Origin of the sequence: Sphingomonas aerolata, assembly GCF_003046295.1 — a bacterium.
GTDB lineage: Bacteria > Pseudomonadota > Alphaproteobacteria > Sphingomonadales > Sphingomonadaceae > Sphingomonas > Sphingomonas aerolata.
In genome coordinates, this window is the sequence record NZ_PZZN01000001.1 from 204,332 (window position 1) to 220,147 (window position 15,816).

Annotated in this window: 10 protein-coding genes and 2 riboswitches; of the genes, 4 read left to right on the forward strand and 6 right to left on the reverse strand. The window is 69.7% G+C overall.

From position 1 onward, the window contains the following. The 5 genes from C8J24_RS01055 to C8J24_RS01075 all read right to left on the reverse strand — a co-directional run bounded on the left by C8J24_RS01055 (position 1) and on the right by C8J24_RS01075 (position 7,651). The gene (locus tag C8J24_RS01055; protein WP_107929695.1) at positions 1-630 is read right to left on the reverse strand and encodes a precorrin-8X methylmutase; all 630 of its coding nucleotides are present in this window, start codon (positions 628-630) and stop codon (positions 1-3) included. Next, entirely contained in the window at positions 630-1,754 is a 1,125-nt protein-coding gene (locus C8J24_RS01060; RefSeq protein ID WP_107929697.1) for a cobalamin biosynthesis protein CobG, read from the reverse strand. Before C8J24_RS01060 ends, C8J24_RS01055 begins: the two co-directional genes overlap by 1 nt. Continuing rightward, the gene (gene cobN, locus C8J24_RS01065) at positions 1,751-5,044 is read right to left on the reverse strand and encodes a cobaltochelatase subunit CobN (protein WP_107929699.1); all 3,294 of its coding nucleotides are present in this window, start codon (positions 5,042-5,044) and stop codon (positions 1,751-1,753) included. Before cobN ends, C8J24_RS01060 begins: the two co-directional genes overlap by 4 nt. A gap of 5 nt (positions 5,045-5,049) precedes the next feature. After that, positions 5,050-6,099: a cobalamin biosynthesis protein CobW gene (cobW, locus tag C8J24_RS01070; RefSeq protein WP_107929702.1), complete on the reverse strand. Its 1,050-nt coding sequence runs from the start codon at positions 6,097-6,099 to the stop codon at positions 5,050-5,052. Between the two features lie 137 nt (positions 6,100-6,236). Continuing rightward, a riboswitch (cobalamin riboswitch) is annotated at positions 6,237-6,453 on the reverse strand. A 160-nt stretch (positions 6,454-6,613) separates the two neighbouring features. Then, a complete protein-coding gene (locus C8J24_RS01075; protein WP_443024340.1) occupies positions 6,614-7,651 on the reverse strand; it encodes a HoxN/HupN/NixA family nickel/cobalt transporter in 1,038 nt (345 codons plus the stop codon). Between the two features lie 179 nt (positions 7,652-7,830). Next, a riboswitch (cobalamin riboswitch) is annotated at positions 7,831-8,043 on the reverse strand. Between the two features lie 237 nt (positions 8,044-8,280). Between C8J24_RS01075 and C8J24_RS01080 the strand changes: the two genes are divergently transcribed. Further along, positions 8,281-9,465: a molybdopterin molybdotransferase MoeA gene (locus tag C8J24_RS01080; protein ID WP_107929705.1), complete on the forward strand. Its 1,185-nt coding sequence runs from the start codon at positions 8,281-8,283 to the stop codon at positions 9,463-9,465. Positions 9,466-9,533: 68 nt separating this feature from the next. Continuing rightward, entirely contained in the window at positions 9,534-10,268 is a 735-nt protein-coding gene (gene lexA / locus C8J24_RS01085; protein ID WP_107929707.1) for a transcriptional repressor LexA, read from the forward strand. Positions 10,269-10,773: 505 nt separating this feature from the next. Here the strand turns inward: lexA and C8J24_RS01090 are convergent. Then, positions 10,774-12,981 carry a ComEC/Rec2 family competence protein gene (locus tag C8J24_RS01090; protein WP_244180326.1) on the reverse strand — a complete coding sequence of 736 codons (2,208 nt, stop codon included), beginning with the start codon at positions 12,979-12,981 and terminating at the stop codon, positions 10,774-10,776. A gap of 19 nt (positions 12,982-13,000) precedes the next feature. On the opposite strand from C8J24_RS01090, the gene gltX reads away from it, so the two are divergent. Further along, complete coding sequence (gltX, locus tag C8J24_RS01095) at positions 13,001-14,506, forward strand: glutamate--tRNA ligase (RefSeq protein WP_107929709.1); 1,506 nt, start codon at positions 13,001-13,003, stop codon at positions 14,504-14,506. 25 nt (positions 14,507-14,531) lie between these two features. Next, complete coding sequence (locus C8J24_RS01100) at positions 14,532-15,815, forward strand: citrate synthase (protein WP_107929711.1); 1,284 nt, start codon at positions 14,532-14,534, stop codon at positions 15,813-15,815. Position 15,816 lies beyond the last annotated feature (1 nt).

Consider the following 15,816-nt stretch of genomic DNA (forward strand, 5'->3'; position numbering starts at 1 on the left):
TCATTCCGCCGCGCTCGCCAGCGCGTTGATCGCCGCGACGGTGATCGCGCTGCCGCCGAGCCGCCCCTCGACGATCACGCACGGCACCGGCTGCGCCGCCCAAAGCGCGTCCTTCGATTCGACCGCACCGACGAAACCCACCGGACAGCCGATGATCGCCGCGGGCCGCGGACAATCGGCATCCTCAAGCATATTGAGCAGGTGGAACAGTGCGGTCGGCGCATTGCCGATCGCCACCACCGCACCCGCCAGATGCGGCCGCCAGAACTCCAGCGCCGCGGCCGAACGCGTCGTTGCCATTTCTCTCGCCAGCGCGACCGTCTCGGGCGTGTGCAGCGTACAGATCACCGCATTGTCCGCCGGCAGGCGCGCGCGCGTGATCCCCTCGGTCACCATCCGCGCATCGCACAGGATCGGCGCGCCCGCCCGCAACGCCGCACGCGCGGTCCGTGCGAAGCCCGGCGAAAAGCGGATATCCTTGGCCAGCGCGACCAGCCCCGCAGCGTGGATCATCCGCACCGCGACCGGCTCCTCCTCCGCATCGAAGCGCGCCAGATCCGCCTCGGCGCGGATCATCGCGAACGACTGGCGATAGATCGCGGCCCCGTCAGTCTCATAGGCATAGGGCATCAGGCGGCTCCGGACGGCTGGGAGAAATGGGCGATAATCTGCGCAGGCTCGAGCGCGGCGAGCAGCGGCGGCGCGCCCGCGCGCGCGTGCAGGGCAAGATCGAACCGCCCGTCGAGCCCGGTCAGCACCACGTCCGCAGGCCTCGCCCGCGCGCAGCCCTTGGCGCATCCCGACACGTGCAGGCTGCCAACGACCAGCGGTGCCAGCCGCCGCGCAAGGTCGCGCGTCTCGACGCTCGCCTGCGGACAGGCGGGCGCGCCGACACAGGCGTCGACCCCGGCGCGCACGCTGCTCTGGTCACGCGCGCTATCCGGCACACCGCCTTCGAGGATCAGCATCCGCCACGGCGTCACCCGGATCGCCCTCAACGGGTCCGCGGCGATCCGGTCGCGCAGCACCGCGCCCTCGATCCGCCCAAAGCCGAGCGCGATCGCCGCGCCCAGCGGATGCGCCCCGGCTTCGGGCGGTGGCGCGGTGGGCGCGGGAGCCAAGGTCGCGGGCCCCGGCACGGCCGCCGCGTGGCGCGCCATCCGCCCCGCTGCCGCACCGCCGCTGTCCACGAACCACCGCGCCAGCGCGACCAGCGCGTCGACCGCGGTGTCGCGCGTCACGTCCACCCCCGCCGCACGCCCCTCGCCGCGCACCAGCAACCTGCCGTCCACCGCGCGCTCGACCCGAAAGTCAGCGGGCGCGCGGGTCAGCAGCGGTGCAGCGCCCGCATCAATCGCAAAGCCAACCTTGCCAGGCAGCACCGGCAGGTCGGACAGCCGCTCGCGCAACGCGGTGGCGATATGCTGCGTATCGTCCCCGTCCCGCCAGTCGGGCGCGACCAGCATCGCGCCGCGCGCCTCGCGCTCCGGATCGGGGTCGATCAGCCCGACCGCCAGCAACGCCTCGACCAGCCCCCGCCATCCCGCCTCGGTCACACCGCGGATCTGCAGGTTCGCGCGGCTGGTCACGTCAATCTCGCCATTTCCCCACGCCATTGCCGCATCACACAGCGCGAGTGTCTGCGCGCGCGTCAGCCGGCCGAGCGGCGGGCGGATCCGCACCAGCAGCCCGTCGCCCGCCGCCATCGGCCGCCACGCATCGGGGCACCATCCCTTGACGACGAACGCGCTCATGCCGGCAGCGCAAGCTGCGCGAGGATCGAATTGCGCCGCGTCGGCCACAGCCCGGCCGCGTGCAGCGCCGCGAACCGCGCGGTCATCGCCGCCAGCGCCGCGGGGTTGGCGCGTTCCAGAAACGCGCGCACCGCGTCGCGCCCCAATGTCGCGTCATAATAGAGGTCGATCAGCGCGGGCGACACCACCCGCGCCAGCTGCGCGAACATCGCCATATGGTCGAGCGTCGCGGCGATCTCCGCGCCCCCGCGAAACCCGTGCCGCATCATCCCCTCGACCCAGGCCGGGTTCGCCGCCCGCGCATGAACGACCCGCGCAATCTCTTCGTCCAGCGACCGCGCGCGCGGCCGTTCCGGGTCGCGCGCATCCAGATGATACAGCGCCGCCGCCTTACCCCCGACAACCGCCTGCGCCGCCGCGAACCCAGCCTCGTGCGCAGCATAATCCGCGGCGAGCAACAGGTCGGTCTCGGGCAAATCCTGGACATGGACGAACGCGTCGGCGGCGGCGACCCGGTCGCGGATACCCGCCGGATCGGACCGCGTCGCACCGTCATCGCCCGCCCCGTCGAGCGCGTGGCACGACGCCGCCAGCCATGCCGCCCCCGCCGCCGCCCGCGCCGCCTCGCCGTACGTCTCGCCCGCATCACCAAGACCCAGCCCGTAGCGACCCGGCTCGGGCCCATAGACCCGCGCACCGACGGCAGCGCCGACGAACGGATTCCAGTCGCTGGGCTCGTCGCGCAGCGCCAGCGCGCGCACCGCCTGCCCGAACATCTGGCCGAGCGCGGGAAACGCATCGCGGAACAGCCCCGACACACGCAGCGTCACGTCGATCCGCGGCCGGTCGAGCCTGGCCAACGGCAGGATCTCGACCCCCGTGACGCGGTCCGACGCGTGATCCCAGACCGGTTCCGCGCCTAGCAAATGGAGCGCCATCGCAAACTCCTCGCCCGCGGTCCGCATCGTCGCCGACGCCCACAGGTCAACGACCAGCGCGCGCGGATAGTCGCCCTCATCCTGCAGATGCCGGCGGACCAGCTCGTTGGCCAGCCGCACGCCCTGCGCATGCGCCGCGCGCGACGGCACCGCGCGCGCGTCGGTCGCATACAGGTTACGCCCGGTCGGCAGGACGTCGCTGCGTCCGCGCCACGGCGACCCCGACGGCCCCGCCGCGATCCGCCTGCCCCGCAACGCGCTCAGCAGCCCGTCGCGCTCGGCCTCCCCCTGTTCGCCACGCCCATAGACGTGCAGCCCGTCGCCGAACTGGCTCTCCTTCACGTCGCACACGAACGTGTCGATCCGCGTGATCGCCTCCGCCTGGCTCGCCGCCTCGTCGAGCCGCAGCGTCGCCGCCAGCCCGGTCGCGCGCGCCTCATCGGCAATGTCGCGCTGCAGCCGGTCGCGCCGTGCAGGGTCGAGCCCGTCGGCGGTCGAAAACTCGTCGAGCAGCGATTCGAGCCGCCCCAGCCCCGCACCGCTGCGCGTCGTCGCCGCCGGCGGCGGGACATGGCCGATCGTCACTGCGCCGATCCTTCGCCGCGCCTGCGCCGCCTCGCCCGGATCGTTGACGATGAACGGATAGAGCACCGGCATCGCCCCGGTCAGCGCCTCGGGCCAGCATTCCCCCGACAGCGCGACCGCCTTGCCCGGCAGCCATTCGAGCGTCCCGTGCGCGCCGACATGGATCAGTGCATCGGTTTTCCGCGCGCGAAGCCACAGATAAAAGGCGACATAGGCGTGGCGGGGACAGCGCGACAGGTCGTGATACTCGCCGACCCGCGCCGCGCTGCGCCCGCGTTCGGGCTGGAGCGCTATCACCACGCCCCCCCGCTCGACGCCCGCGAACCCGAATGCGCCGTCGATACAGGCCGGATCGTCTTCGGGCGCGCCCCAGCTTTCCTCGAGTGCATCGCGCAACACGGCTGGCAGGCCCCCAAGCGCCGCGCAATACGCCGCGACCGGCCATGTGATCCGCCCCGTCGCCAGCGCCTCGGCCAGCCCACCGGATGCAGTCTCCCCGGTTACATAGCCCGCGGCCGCCAAGTCCTCGACGATCGCCTCGGCAGACGCCAGCGCGTCGAGCCCGACCGCATGCGCCATCTGATAGGCCTTGCCCGGATAGGTCGACAGCACGACCGCGGGCCGCTGCTCCGCGACCGGCCGCGCCGCTAGACGCACCCACGCGATGACGCGCGCGACGATCGCCGCGATCCGCTCGGGCTCGGCCCGGTGCTCGCGCCGCGCATAGCCGAGAGCGTCGTCGCGGACGCCGTCCTCCTTGAAGCTCGCGACGCCCGCGAACAGCCGTCCGTCGACCTCGGGCAGGACGACGTGCATCGCCAGGTCAGCGGGGGACAACCCGCGCGTCGCCCCCCCCCAGGCAGCACGATCCGACGTCGCCAGCGCGACCTGGAACACCGGCACCCCCGCCCCGTCGAGCGGCGATGTGTCGTCCGCGCCGCGGCCCGAAAATGCGGTCGCGTTGACGATCGCCGCCGGACACAGCGCGACGACCCAGCGCGCCAGCCACCCCGCCGCGCCCGGCGCCTTCAGCGACGGCGCGAACAGCCCGACGACGTCGAACCCCGCCCCACTCAGCCCGGCGTGCAACGCCTCGATCGGGTCGAGATCGGCAGCGGTCAGGTAGGAGCGATAGAAGATCAGCAGGATCCGCGGCCGCGTCGCGGTCATCGCGAACGCCGCGGGGCACGTCACACCATCCCGCGGCTGCCACCCGCCGACCTCGGGAACCGTCTTCACTCCCGCGACCGGCCCGGCATAGAGCCCCGCCGCCAGCGCCATCTGCGCCAGCGCGGCCTGCGCCGCGACCGCGCCGCCGTCGTCACACAGCGCGGCGAGCCGGCGCAGCGTCGACACCGGCACCGTCGACGCCGCGTCGAGCCGAGCGTCGCTGCGCCCGTCCGCGGGCAGCACCGCCAGCGCGATCCCCCGCGCCCGCGCCAGTGCCTCGACCTGCTGCAACCCATAGGACCAGTAGGACCGCCCGCCGATCAGCCGGATCACGATCCCCTTCGCGCCTTCACCCCCCGCCAGCGTTCGCTCGACATAGGTATCGACCGACAGCGGATGCGCGAGCGCGGACAGATTGGCGAGCCGCAGCGACGGCAGCGGGCTCCCGTTCGCCGCCGCACGCCGCCACCCGGCCGCGAACGCGCCGAGATCCCCGTCCGAAAAGGACAGGACGACAAGATCCGCCGGGCTCTGCGCCAGATCCTGCGGGACCGCGCTCTCCTCCAGCCCGTGGCTTTCGCGAAAGACGACGTGCATCGTCGTCAGCCCTGAAGCGCGGCCCGGATCCTTGCGGGGTCGATCCGGTCATGCTCAGCGATCACCACCAGCCGCGTCTGCCGCACTTCGTCAGCGCGCCACGGCCGGTCATATTGCGTCCGCACCCGCGCCCCGACCGCCTGCACCAGCAGCCGCATCGGCTTGCCCGTCACCGCGGCATAGCCCTTCACGCGCAGAATGTCGGCGTCGCGCGCCAGCGTCTCGATCCGCGACGCCAGCGCCGCCGGGTCCGCGATCTCGCCGAGGTCGACGATCATGCTGTCGAAATCGTCATGCTCGTGGTCGTCCGCGCCATCATGATGCGACGGCCGCGCCGCGATGTCGTCCTCCGCCGCCGCGTTCAGCCCCAGCACGACACGCGGATCGATCACCCCGTCGGTCAGCGCGATCACCGGCAACGCACGCGCGGACTCCGCCGCGATCACCGCGCGCGCCGCAGCCACCCCCGCCTCGCCCGCCAGATCCGCCTTGGTCAGCAGCACCAGATCCGCACAGGCGAGCTGGTCCTCGAACACCTCGGCGAGCGGCGTCTCGTGATCGACGCTCGGATCGGCGCGACGCTGCGCCTCGATCGCGGCGAGGTCGGGCGCGAACCGCCCCGCGGCGACCGCTTCCGCATCGGCCAGCGCGATCACCCCGTCGACCGTGATCCGCGACCGGATCGCGGGCCAGTCGAACGCCTTGAGCAACGGCTTGGGCAAAGCGAGCCCCGACGTCTCGATCAGGATATGGTCGGGCCGCGGGTCGAGCGCGAGCAGCGTCTCGACGGTCGGGATGAAATCGTCCGCGACGGTGCAGCAGATGCAGCCATTGGCGAGCTCGACGACATTCTCGGCCGGGCAATCGGGGATCGCGCACCCCTTCAAGATGTCGCCGTCGATACCGAGCGTGCCGAATTCGTTGACGATCACCGCGAGCCGCCGGCCCCCGGCGTTACGGATCAGATGGCTGATCAGCGTGGTCTTGCCCGCGCCGAGGAATCCGGTGACGATGGTGACGGGAATCTTGGCCAGGGTCGGCTGGGGGTCGGTCATGCGATACTCTCCGGGCGTCGGAACGACAGCCACGGACGGACGCACGCCCGCAGCCACACGCGCGCACGACCTGACGGCCGCACGCGTTCGTCGCTCAGACGGAGTACCGTGCCGCGACCATCCCCTGGATCAAGGCAAGAGCGACCATGACGCTGGCAGGTCTCCTGGCTCGCGGGTCGAAGCTCGATGCACGCCTTCCCAGGTCCCGTGACCCAGTGGCTGCCCCCGCATCGGGGGCCTGTGCGTCTCGCTCACCGCTTACAGTTGCAGGGACAGCCGCGGCATTGGGAAGCAAAGCTCCCGCACCGCATTCCCATTCAAGCCCCGAAGGGCACCGGCGCGATCTGTCGAGGTTCGGTAGAACCAAACCTCGAGGTTGGGTTTAGAGGAGTTTGGCGACTGTGCCAATGCACCTGACCTCCGTCATCCCGACGAAAGTCAGGACCCAGAGCCAAGCAAAATGCGGTGCCTGGCTCTGGGTGCCGGGTCGAGCGCAGGATGACGACGCTGTTTGTTAGCCCCGCACCACCTCGATCTCGTCGAACCGCTTCCACCGGTAGATCGCGAAACTCAGCACCCAGCACGCCACGAACAGCGCGATGATCGCAAAGCCCAGCCCGTTGAAATTCTCGCCCAGCGCCGAAGCAACGTCCCACACGCCCCCGCTCAGGCCGAGCTTCGACGCCAGCAGCGCGAGCGTCTCGATCCCGCCGATCGCGATCGCGACGATCGCCGAGATCAGCGTGATCGTGATGTTGTAATAGAGCTTGCGGATCGGCTTCACGAACGCCCATTCATACGCGCCGAGCATCACCACCCCGTCGGCACTGTCGACCAGTGCCATGCCCGTCGCGAACAGCACCGGCAGCACCAGCACCGTGCCGATCGACAGCCCGTCGGCCGCCTGGCTTGCAGACAGGCCGAGGATCGCGACTTCGGTCGCGGTGTCGAACCCCAGCCCGAACAGGAACCCGAGCGGCGCCATGTGCCAGCTGCGCGTGACCAGCCGGAACATCGGCCGGAACAGCCGCGCGAGCAGCCCGCGATTGCCGAGAAGCAGGTCGAGATCCTCCTCGACATAGCGCCCCCCGCCGCGGACATGGCCGAAGGTCCGCCACACCGATCGCAGGATGATCAGGTTCATCGCCGCGATCGTGAACAGGAACAGCGCGGAGATCAGTGTCGCGATCACCCCGCCCGCCTGCTTGAACGCCTCGAACTGCGCCAGCGCACTCGCGGTCAGCGCGATCGCGACCGCGGCGATCAGGACGATCCCCGAATGGCCGACCGCGAACCAGAAGCCGACCCCGATCGGCCGCTGCCCGTCCTGCATCAGCTTGCGCGTCACATTGTCGATCGCCGCGATATGATCCGCATCGACCGCGTGGCGCAGCCCCAGCCCCCAGGCGAGCATCGCGGTACCCAGCATCAGCGGTTGCGCCTGGAACAGCGCGAACGCCCATCCCCAGGCGGCGATGTTGGCCGCAACCAGCATCGCGAACATCCAGCCGATCCGGTGTCGCGTCGAACGACCGGCGGTCCGCCCGGTCATGATCTTGGTCATTGGCACATCCCCGGCGTCCGACGAGGACGGGGGCCTGCCGCGAACGACCGGGACGCGCGCCGACCGGACGCCCTGAGCGGCCGGCATGCGTCGCCGATGCGGCCCCCGCCGCATTGTCGTCGCTCAGACGGCGTTCACCGTGCCTCGGCCACCCCCTGGACCGGGACAAGAGCGACCAGACGCCGGCAGGTCTCCTGGCTCGCGGGTCAAGGCTCGACGCACACCTTCCCAGGCCATCGGCCCAGTGGCTGCCCCCGTCGCAGGGGGCGCGTGCGTGTCGCTCGCCGCTTACAGTTGCAGGGACAGCTGCGGTCTTGGGGCAAGCCCCGCACCGCATTCCCATTCAAGCCCCGAGGGGCACCGACGCGATCTGTGCGGATCCGGCTTGCACCGGACCTGCGCCACAGGGCTAGCGCGTTTTGCCCGCGCTGACGACAGGATTTGCGTGCGACGCAACGCAGGGCATGTCGTCCCATCTCACCGCAACGTCTGCCGTACCTCGTACGTTGACCGCGTAACCGACCGGTGTCCTGCCGGTCGCGGCGTTGCCCGCTTTCCGCCCCGCGGCATTCGTGCGAGCAGCGCAGACCTTCATCGCCCCGCTGAACGGAGCCCGCATGCGCCCTCTCGTCCCCGTCGCCGAAGCCCAGTCCCGCCTCTTCGCCATGGCATCGCGCGTGCCGGCCGAAACCGTGCCGCTGCGCTCGGCGATGGGTCGCTGGACGGCGGAGGATATTCTCGCCCGCCGCACCCAGCCTGCGACCGACCTCTCGGCGATGGACGGCTATGCGATCCGCTACGCCGATCTGCCCGGGCCGTGGACGGTCATCGGCGAGAGCGCGGCCGGCCGCCCCTTCACCGGCTTGGTCGGCGCGGGACAGGCGACGCGCATCTTCACCGGCGCGGCGATGCCCGCGGGCGCCGACACCGTGCTCGTCCAGGAAGAGGCCGCACGCGACGGCGACCGGCTGATGCTCGACGGCGAAGGCCCCGCCTTTGAAGGCCGCAACACGCGCCGCAAGGGGCTCGACTTCGCGACCGGCACGCGGCTGATCGCGGCCGGCGACCGGCTGACGCCCGCGCGCATCGCGGTCGCTGCGACCGGCGGACACGGCACGCTGTCGGTCGGCCGCCGGCTGCGTGTCGCGGTCGCCGCGACGGGGGACGAGCTCGTTCCGCCCGGCTCGACCAGCGACCCCGTCCCGCTACCGGAATCAAACGGCATCATGCTCGCCGCGATGCTCGCCGACCTGCCCGTCGACATTATCGATCTCGGAATCCTCCCCGACCGGCTCGACACGCTGCGTGACGCCTTTGCCGGGGTCGATGCCGATCTGCTCGTGACCACGGGGGGCGCGTCGGTCGGCGATCACGACCTCGTCCGCCCCGCGATCGAGGCGGCTGGCGGGACGATCGACTTCTGGCGGATCGCGCTGCGCCCGGGCAAGCCGATGATGGCGGGCACGCTTGGCCGGACGATGCTGCTCGGCCTGCCGGGCAATCCCGTCTCCGCCTTCGTCACCGCCATCCTCTTCGTCCGCCCCGTCGTCGCGCACATGCTCGGCGCGCGCGATCCCCTGCCGCAGACGACGCATGCGCTGCTCGGCGAGGATCTTCCGCCCAACCAGTCGCGGACCGACTATATGCGCGCCGAACTGCGCGACGGCCGTGCCTATGCCTCGACCATCCAGGACAGCTCGATGCTGCTGACGCTCGCCCGCTCGTCCTGCCTGATCGTCCGCGACGGCGACGCGCCGGCGGCAAGGGCGGGCGACTCGGCGGAAATCCTCGTCATCGCGTGACGTCACCGCTTGACGAAGCTGCAAGTGTTCCATAGAAGTTCCTCGTCTGTTCCGGACGGAGAACCGTTATGCTCACGCGCAAGCAGCACGAGCTTGTCTGCTTCATCAATGACCGCCTCGCCGAGACGGGCGTGTCGCCCTCGTTCGAGGAGATGAAGGACGCGCTCGACCTGAAATCGAAATCGGGCGTGCACCGTCTGATCAGCGCGCTTGAGGAGCGCAACTTCATCCGACGCCTGCCCAACCGGGCGCGGGCGCTCGAAGTGCTGCGGATGCCCGAGCGTCCCGAGGCTGCAATCGCACAGACTGCGGCGAAGTCGGGGCCGAAGGCGGCTGCGGCATCGGCATCGGCCGGCACCGTATCTGCGCCGGACATGGCAAGCCCCGCGCCCGCATCGCCCGACCGAATCGCCGCGAACGACGTTGTCGAGATCCCGCTGCATGGCCGGATCGCCGCCGGCGTCCCGATCGAAGCCTTCGAGGGCAGCTCGATGCTGGCCGTTCCGGCCGCACTGCTCGGCACGGGCGAGCATTATGCGCTGGAGGTTTCGGGGGACTCGATGGTCGAAGCCGGCATCCTTGATGGCGATTACGCGCTGATCCGCCGCACGGAAATCGCACGCGACGGCGAAATCGTAGTCGCGCTGATCGAGGACAGCGAAGCGACGCTTAAATATTTTCGCCGCGAAGGCGCGATGGTCCGGCTTGACCCCGCCAACCGTGCCTATGACCCCCAGCGTTATGCGCCCGCACAGGTCCGGGTTCAGGGCAAGCTGTCGGGTATCCTGCGCCGCTACGACTGACGAATGCCGGGGAGCGCTGGCGGTCATCACCGCCGCGCAACCGGCGGGTGTAGTGTTGAATGGGCCGCGATTAACGACATCCCTCTAAAACTGCCCTTTGCCTGCATTCGTCGGATTTTGGCGAGCCTGGCGGCCCCTCGCTCGGCATAAGCCCGGTACAATCCAATGCTACCGTTGGCCTCCGTCCCGAAGCCCCAGCCGAAACCAAGGGCAGAGACATGCGCAATATTACGGCTAGCGCGAGCGCCAGCCCCACCTCCCCCGTCATCCTGACGAAAGTCAGGATCCAGAGCCCGGTACGCCACCCCTCATGACTTTGGGCTCTAATCGCAGCCTGGATGACGGTTGGCGCGAAATACCTCCCGTCGAAACTACTGACTGACAGAGATGTCGATCCGACGCGCTGACCAACGGCCGAGCACCATCGTCCGCGCTCCGGAATCGCGGCTTCCCCAACCGGTGGCCACGCCTTCGCGAAATCGTGACCCGACACTCCGGTCGCGGCCTATCGCTCCGAACACCCCCGGCCCGGCAACCGAAACCGGACCGCGGCCACACCCCCGGCCACCCCGCGCTGATCGCCCGCCGCCCCGAACCGTCGCGTTGACCGCGCCAGCGTCGGAGGATCGCGCCACGGGTGCCGGTCCCCCGGATTGAGCACCGTCACCATCTGCCCCGTGGTCAGCGTCAGCGCGATCCCCCCGGTCCGCGCGAGTACCGACCGGTCAAGCTTCAGCCATCGCGGTGTACAACCGCGCGGCAGCCCGCGCTCGCTGATGACGATGTCCGCGCGCCGGCAGGCGGCAACCATCTCGGCGATCGGCACCCGGTAAACGCTGCGCGTCGCCAGCACGCGCCAAGCCCGGCCGTGGGCGACGACATCGGTCAGGCACAGGTCGCGGCTGCACCGCGCATCGGGCTGATCCGCGAGCAGCAGCGGCTCACCATCGACCCCGCCATTCTCCGCCAGCGTATCGCGGACATAATCCCCCGCCCGATCGCGAAGCAGCGCGAGCCCGGCGGCGGTCCGGACCGCGACGTGGCGGCCATCGCCCGTCACCAGGATATCGGGTGACGGCGTCGTCAGCGCCCAGATCGCGCCGACCGCCAAGGGCAGGATCCCGATCCGTCGCCACCGCGTCCGCCACAGCGCGATCCACACCCCGCCAACGACCATCAGCGCAAACGCCCCGTCGGGAACCGCAGGCAACGCGCGGACCGCGCCCGGTGCATGCGCCACGCCGCGCGCGAGCCACAGCAGCGCGTCGAGCGCATGCTGCACCAGCCACCAGGCTGGCGCGCCGAGCCCTATCGTGTCGAGCAGCAGCGCCAGCGCCTCGAACGGCATCACGACGAACGTGGTCAGCGGGATCGCGACGATATTGGCGACCGCGCCGTACAGCCCGGCCTTGTGGAAATGATAGACCGCGATCGGCATCAGCGCCGCCTCGACGACGAGCCCGGTCAGCAGCAGCGACGCGGCGCCGCGCAACAGGCGTCTGCCGCGGCCCTCGTCATGCGGCGCGAACGTGGCACGGACGACGGGATGCTCGTGCAGTGCGATGATCGCGGTGATCGCGGCAAACGACAGTTGAAAGCTCGGCCCGGCCAGCGATTCGGGCAGCGCGAGCATCACCGCGATCGCCCCCGTCGCGACCAGCCGCAACGTCATCGCCTCGCGCCCCATCGCCAGCGCGACCAGCACCAGCAACGCCGCGACGCAGGAGCGGATCGTCGGCACCTGGCTGCCCGTCAGCACGGTGTAGCCGATCGCCGCTGCGGCACCGGCAAGCGCGGCGATCAGTGGCAGTCGCGTATGCAGCGCGAGCCACGGGCTGAGCGCCAGCAGCCGCACCACGATCAGCATCGTCGCGGCGACCGCCGCGGTGATGTGGAGGCCGCTCACCGACAGGAGATGCGCCAGCCCGGCGCGGCGCATCGCCTCCGCATCCGCGTCGCTGATCGCGCCGACGTCGCCGGTCGCCAGCGCCGCTGCGATCCCGCCTGCGCTCCCGTCGAGTTGCGCGACGATATGCCGCGACAACGCCACCCGGACCCCTGCGCCACCGCGGCCCGGCACTGTTACAACGACGGGGGAAAAACCCCGCCCCGTCGCGCCGATTGCGCCGAACCAGGCGACGCGCGCAAAGTCATAGGCGCCGGGCACCGCCGGCAAGGGCGGCGGCATGAGTCGCGCGCGCAGCTTTATCGTCGCGCCGATCGCGAGCGCCGCCGGTGCATCCGCCTCTGCCAGGTTGATGCGGACGCGGCCGGGCAACGCAACCGGCGCGCCATCGGCGTCCTGCCCCGGCCCGACCGGCCGCACCGTCAACCGCACCAGCCGGCGCGCGACGAGCGGTTCGATCGTCTCGACCCGCGCCGACAGCTGCACGAAAGTCGGCCCCGCGAGCACCGGTGCCGCCACCCGGTCCGATCGTACCCAGATCAGCCCGATGCCCAGCGCCGCCGCAATCGCGCCGATCGCGAGCATCCGCGCCGCGCGCCCGCCGCGCCCCGCCGCAAGTCCGGCCAACCCGCCAGCGACCAGCACCAGGATCGCGGTGCCCCATGCCACGGGATCGGGCAGCACGAACCACAGCGCGATGCCGCCGCCTAGCCCGACCGGCAGCCATGTTATGAGCTGGTCGCGCTCTGCCTCCAGCCAGCGTTCGATCGCCCGGCCCGGCTCCGCCATCCAGGGCGGCACGCCCATTTGTCGCCGCCGGGGACGCATGCTAGAGGCGGCGACGGCTGATCCGGCCATCGTTTCTACAGTCTGGGAGCACCCGCGGTTGGGCGCAATATCTGATACGGATGCCGTCGTTTCGGCCGCACCCGTGGTTACTCGTTTCGCTCCGTCGCCGACGGGGTTCCTGCATCTTGGCGGCGCACGCACGGCGTTGTTCAACTGGCTGTTCGCCAAGGCGAACGGCGGCAAATTCCTGCTGCGTATCGAGGATACCGACCGCGTGCGGTCGACCCAGCCGGCGATCGACGCGATCATCGACGGCATGCGCTGGCTGGGGATCGACTGGGACGGCGACGTCGTCATGCAGTTCGCCGGCGCCGATCGCCACGCCCGCGTCGCGCACCAGATGGTCGAGGCCGGTCACGCCTATCGCTGCTACATGACCAATGACGAGATCGCGGCGATGCGCGCCGAGGCGCAGGCGGCCAAGAAGCCGCTTCGCATCCGCAGCCCGTGGCGCGACCGTCCGGCGAGCGAGGCCCCCGATCTTCCCCATGTCGTCCGACTGCGCGCGCCGCAGGAGGGTGCGGTCACGATCGAGGATCGCGTCCAGGGATCGGTGACGGTCCGCAACGAGGAAATCGACGATCTTGTCCTCCTCCGTTCGGACGGCACGCCGACCTACATGCTCGCGGTCGTCGTCGACGATCACGACATGGGCGTTACCCACGTCATCCGCGGTGACGATCACCTCAACAACGCGTTCCGCCAGTTGCCGATCTACCGTGCGATGGACGCGATCGAGGGCGGCTGGCCCGATCCGATCTATGCGCACATCCCGCTGATCCACGGCCCCGATGGTGCGAAGCTGTCCAAGCGTCACGGCGCGGTCGGCATCGAGGCATATCGCGACGAGATGGGCATTCTGCCCGAGGCGTTCGACAATTACCTGCTGCGGCTCGGCTGGGGGCACGGTGACGACGAGATCATCAGCCGCGACCAGGCGGTCGAATGGTTCGACCTGTCGGGCGTCGGCAAGTCGCCCTCGCGCTTCGACCTGAAGAAGCTCGAGAATCTGAACGGCCACTATATCCGCGAGGCCGATGATGCGCGTCTGGCCCAGCTCGCCGCCGATCGGCTCGGCCATGCCCTGCCCGATGGCGGACTCGACCTTCTGACTCGCGCCATGCCGGTCCTGAAGCCACGTGCAGCGAACCTGAACGAACTCGCCGAAGGTTCGAATTTCCTGTTCAGCCAGCGACCTTTGGCGATGGATGACGCCGCAGCGAGCCTTTTGCAGGGTGAAGCGAGTGCGATTCTGACGAACGCGCATGCTGAACTTGACGCGCTCGACAAGTGGGATACGGAAGCGCTCGAAGGCGCGGTACGGCGCGTGGCCGAAGCGCGAAGCCTAAAGCTCGGGCAGGTTGCACAACCCCTTCGCGCCGCGCTGACCGGTCGCAAGACATCGCCGGGAATATTCGATGTGCTCGACCTGCTCGGGCGTGACGAGAGCCTCGGTCGGATCGCCGACCGGATGGCAGACTGATAAGATTTCGAGGAAGGATACAAGCATGAGCGAGACCGCAAACCTCAAGGTCGACGGCAAGGAATTCGATTATCCGGTCATGTCCGGTACGGTTGGCCCCGATGTCATCGACATCCGCAAGCTGTACGCGCAGACCGACAATTTCACCTATGATCCGGGCTTCACCTCGACCGCCTCGTGCCAGTCGAAGCTGACCTATATCGACGGCGATGCGGGCACGCTGCTCCACCGCGGCTACACGATCGGCGAGCTCGCCGAACAGTCGAACTTCATGGAAGTCGCCTATCTGCTGCTGAATGGCGAACTGCCGAGCGAAGACGAGCTGTCGACCTTCTCGAACACGATCACGCGCCACACGATGGTGCATGAGCAGCTCGCGCAGTTCTTCCGCGGGTTCCGTCGCGACGCGCATCCTATGGCGATCCTGTGCGGCGTCGTCGGCGCGCTGTCGGCCTTCTATCACGATTCGACCGACATCCACGATCCGGCACAGCGCGTCATCGCGTCGCACCGCCTGATCGCCAAGATGCCGACGATCGCCGCCATGGCGTACAAGTACAGCGTCGGCCAGCCGTTCGTCTATCCGGACAACACGCTGAGCTACACCGGCAACTTCCTGAAAATGACGTTCGCCGTGCCGGCCGAGAAGTACGTCGTGAACCCGATCGTCGAAAAGGCGATGGACCGCATCTTCATCCTCCACGCCGATCACGAGCAGAACGCGTCGACCTCGACCGTCCGTCTCGCCGGCTCGTCGGGTGCCAACCCGTTCGCGTGCATCGCAGCCGGCATCGCCTGCCTTTGGGGCCCCGCGCATGGCGGCGCGAACGAAGCCGCGCTCAACATGCTGCACGAGATCGGCACGGTCGACCGGATCCCCGAGTTCATCGCCCGCGCGAAGGACAAGAACGATCCGTTCCGCCTGATGGGCTTCGGTCACCGCGTCTACAAGAACTACGATCCGCGCGCGGCGGTCATGCAGACGACCGTCAAGGAAGTGCTCGGCGAGCTGGGCGTCACCGACCCCGTGTTCGACGTCGCGATCGAGCTCGAGCGTCTGGCGCTGAGCGATCCCTACTTCATCGAGAAGAAGCTGTTCCCGAACGTCGACTTCTATTCGGGCGTCATCCTCTCGGCGATCGGCTTCCCGACCTCGATGTTCACCGTGCTCTTCGCGCTCGCCCGCACCGTCGGCTGGGTCGCGCAGTGGAACGAGATGATCACCGATCCCGACCAGAAGATCGGCCGTCCGCGCCAGCTCTACAGCGGCCCGACGCAGCGCGACTATACGCCGATGGCGTCGCGCTGAG

What these genes read in the sequence shown, in the direction of transcription:
- C8J24_RS01055 (WP_107929695.1), bottom strand. Translation starts at nt 630, where the DNA reads ATGCCCTATGCCTATGAGACTGACGGGGCCGCGATCTATCGCCAGTCG.
- C8J24_RS01060 (WP_107929697.1), bottom strand. Translation starts at nt 1,754, where the DNA reads ATGAGCGCGTTCGTCGTCAAGGGATGGTGCCCCGATGCGTGGCGGCCG.
- cobN (WP_107929699.1), bottom strand. Translation starts at nt 5,044, where the DNA reads ATGCACGTCGTCTTTCGCGAAAGCCACGGGCTGGAGGAGAGCGCGGTC.
- cobW (WP_107929702.1), bottom strand. Translation starts at nt 6,099, where the DNA reads ATGACCGACCCCCAGCCGACCCTGGCCAAGATTCCCGTCACCATCGTC.
- C8J24_RS01075 (WP_443024340.1), bottom strand. Translation starts at nt 7,651, where the DNA reads ATGACCGGGCGGACCGCCGGTCGTTCGACGCGACACCGGATCGGCTGG.
- C8J24_RS01080 (WP_107929705.1), top strand. Translation starts at nt 8,281, where the DNA reads ATGCGCCCTCTCGTCCCCGTCGCCGAAGCCCAGTCCCGCCTCTTCGCC.
- lexA (WP_107929707.1), top strand. Translation starts at nt 9,534, where the DNA reads ATGCTCACGCGCAAGCAGCACGAGCTTGTCTGCTTCATCAATGACCGC.
- C8J24_RS01090 (WP_244180326.1), bottom strand. Translation starts at nt 12,981, where the DNA reads ATGGGCGTGCCGCCCTGGATGGCGGAGCCGGGCCGGGCGATCGAACGC.
- gltX (WP_107929709.1), top strand. Translation starts at nt 13,001, where the DNA reads ATGCTAGAGGCGGCGACGGCTGATCCGGCCATCGTTTCTACAGTCTGG.
- C8J24_RS01100 (WP_107929711.1), top strand. Translation starts at nt 14,532, where the DNA reads ATGAGCGAGACCGCAAACCTCAAGGTCGACGGCAAGGAATTCGATTAT.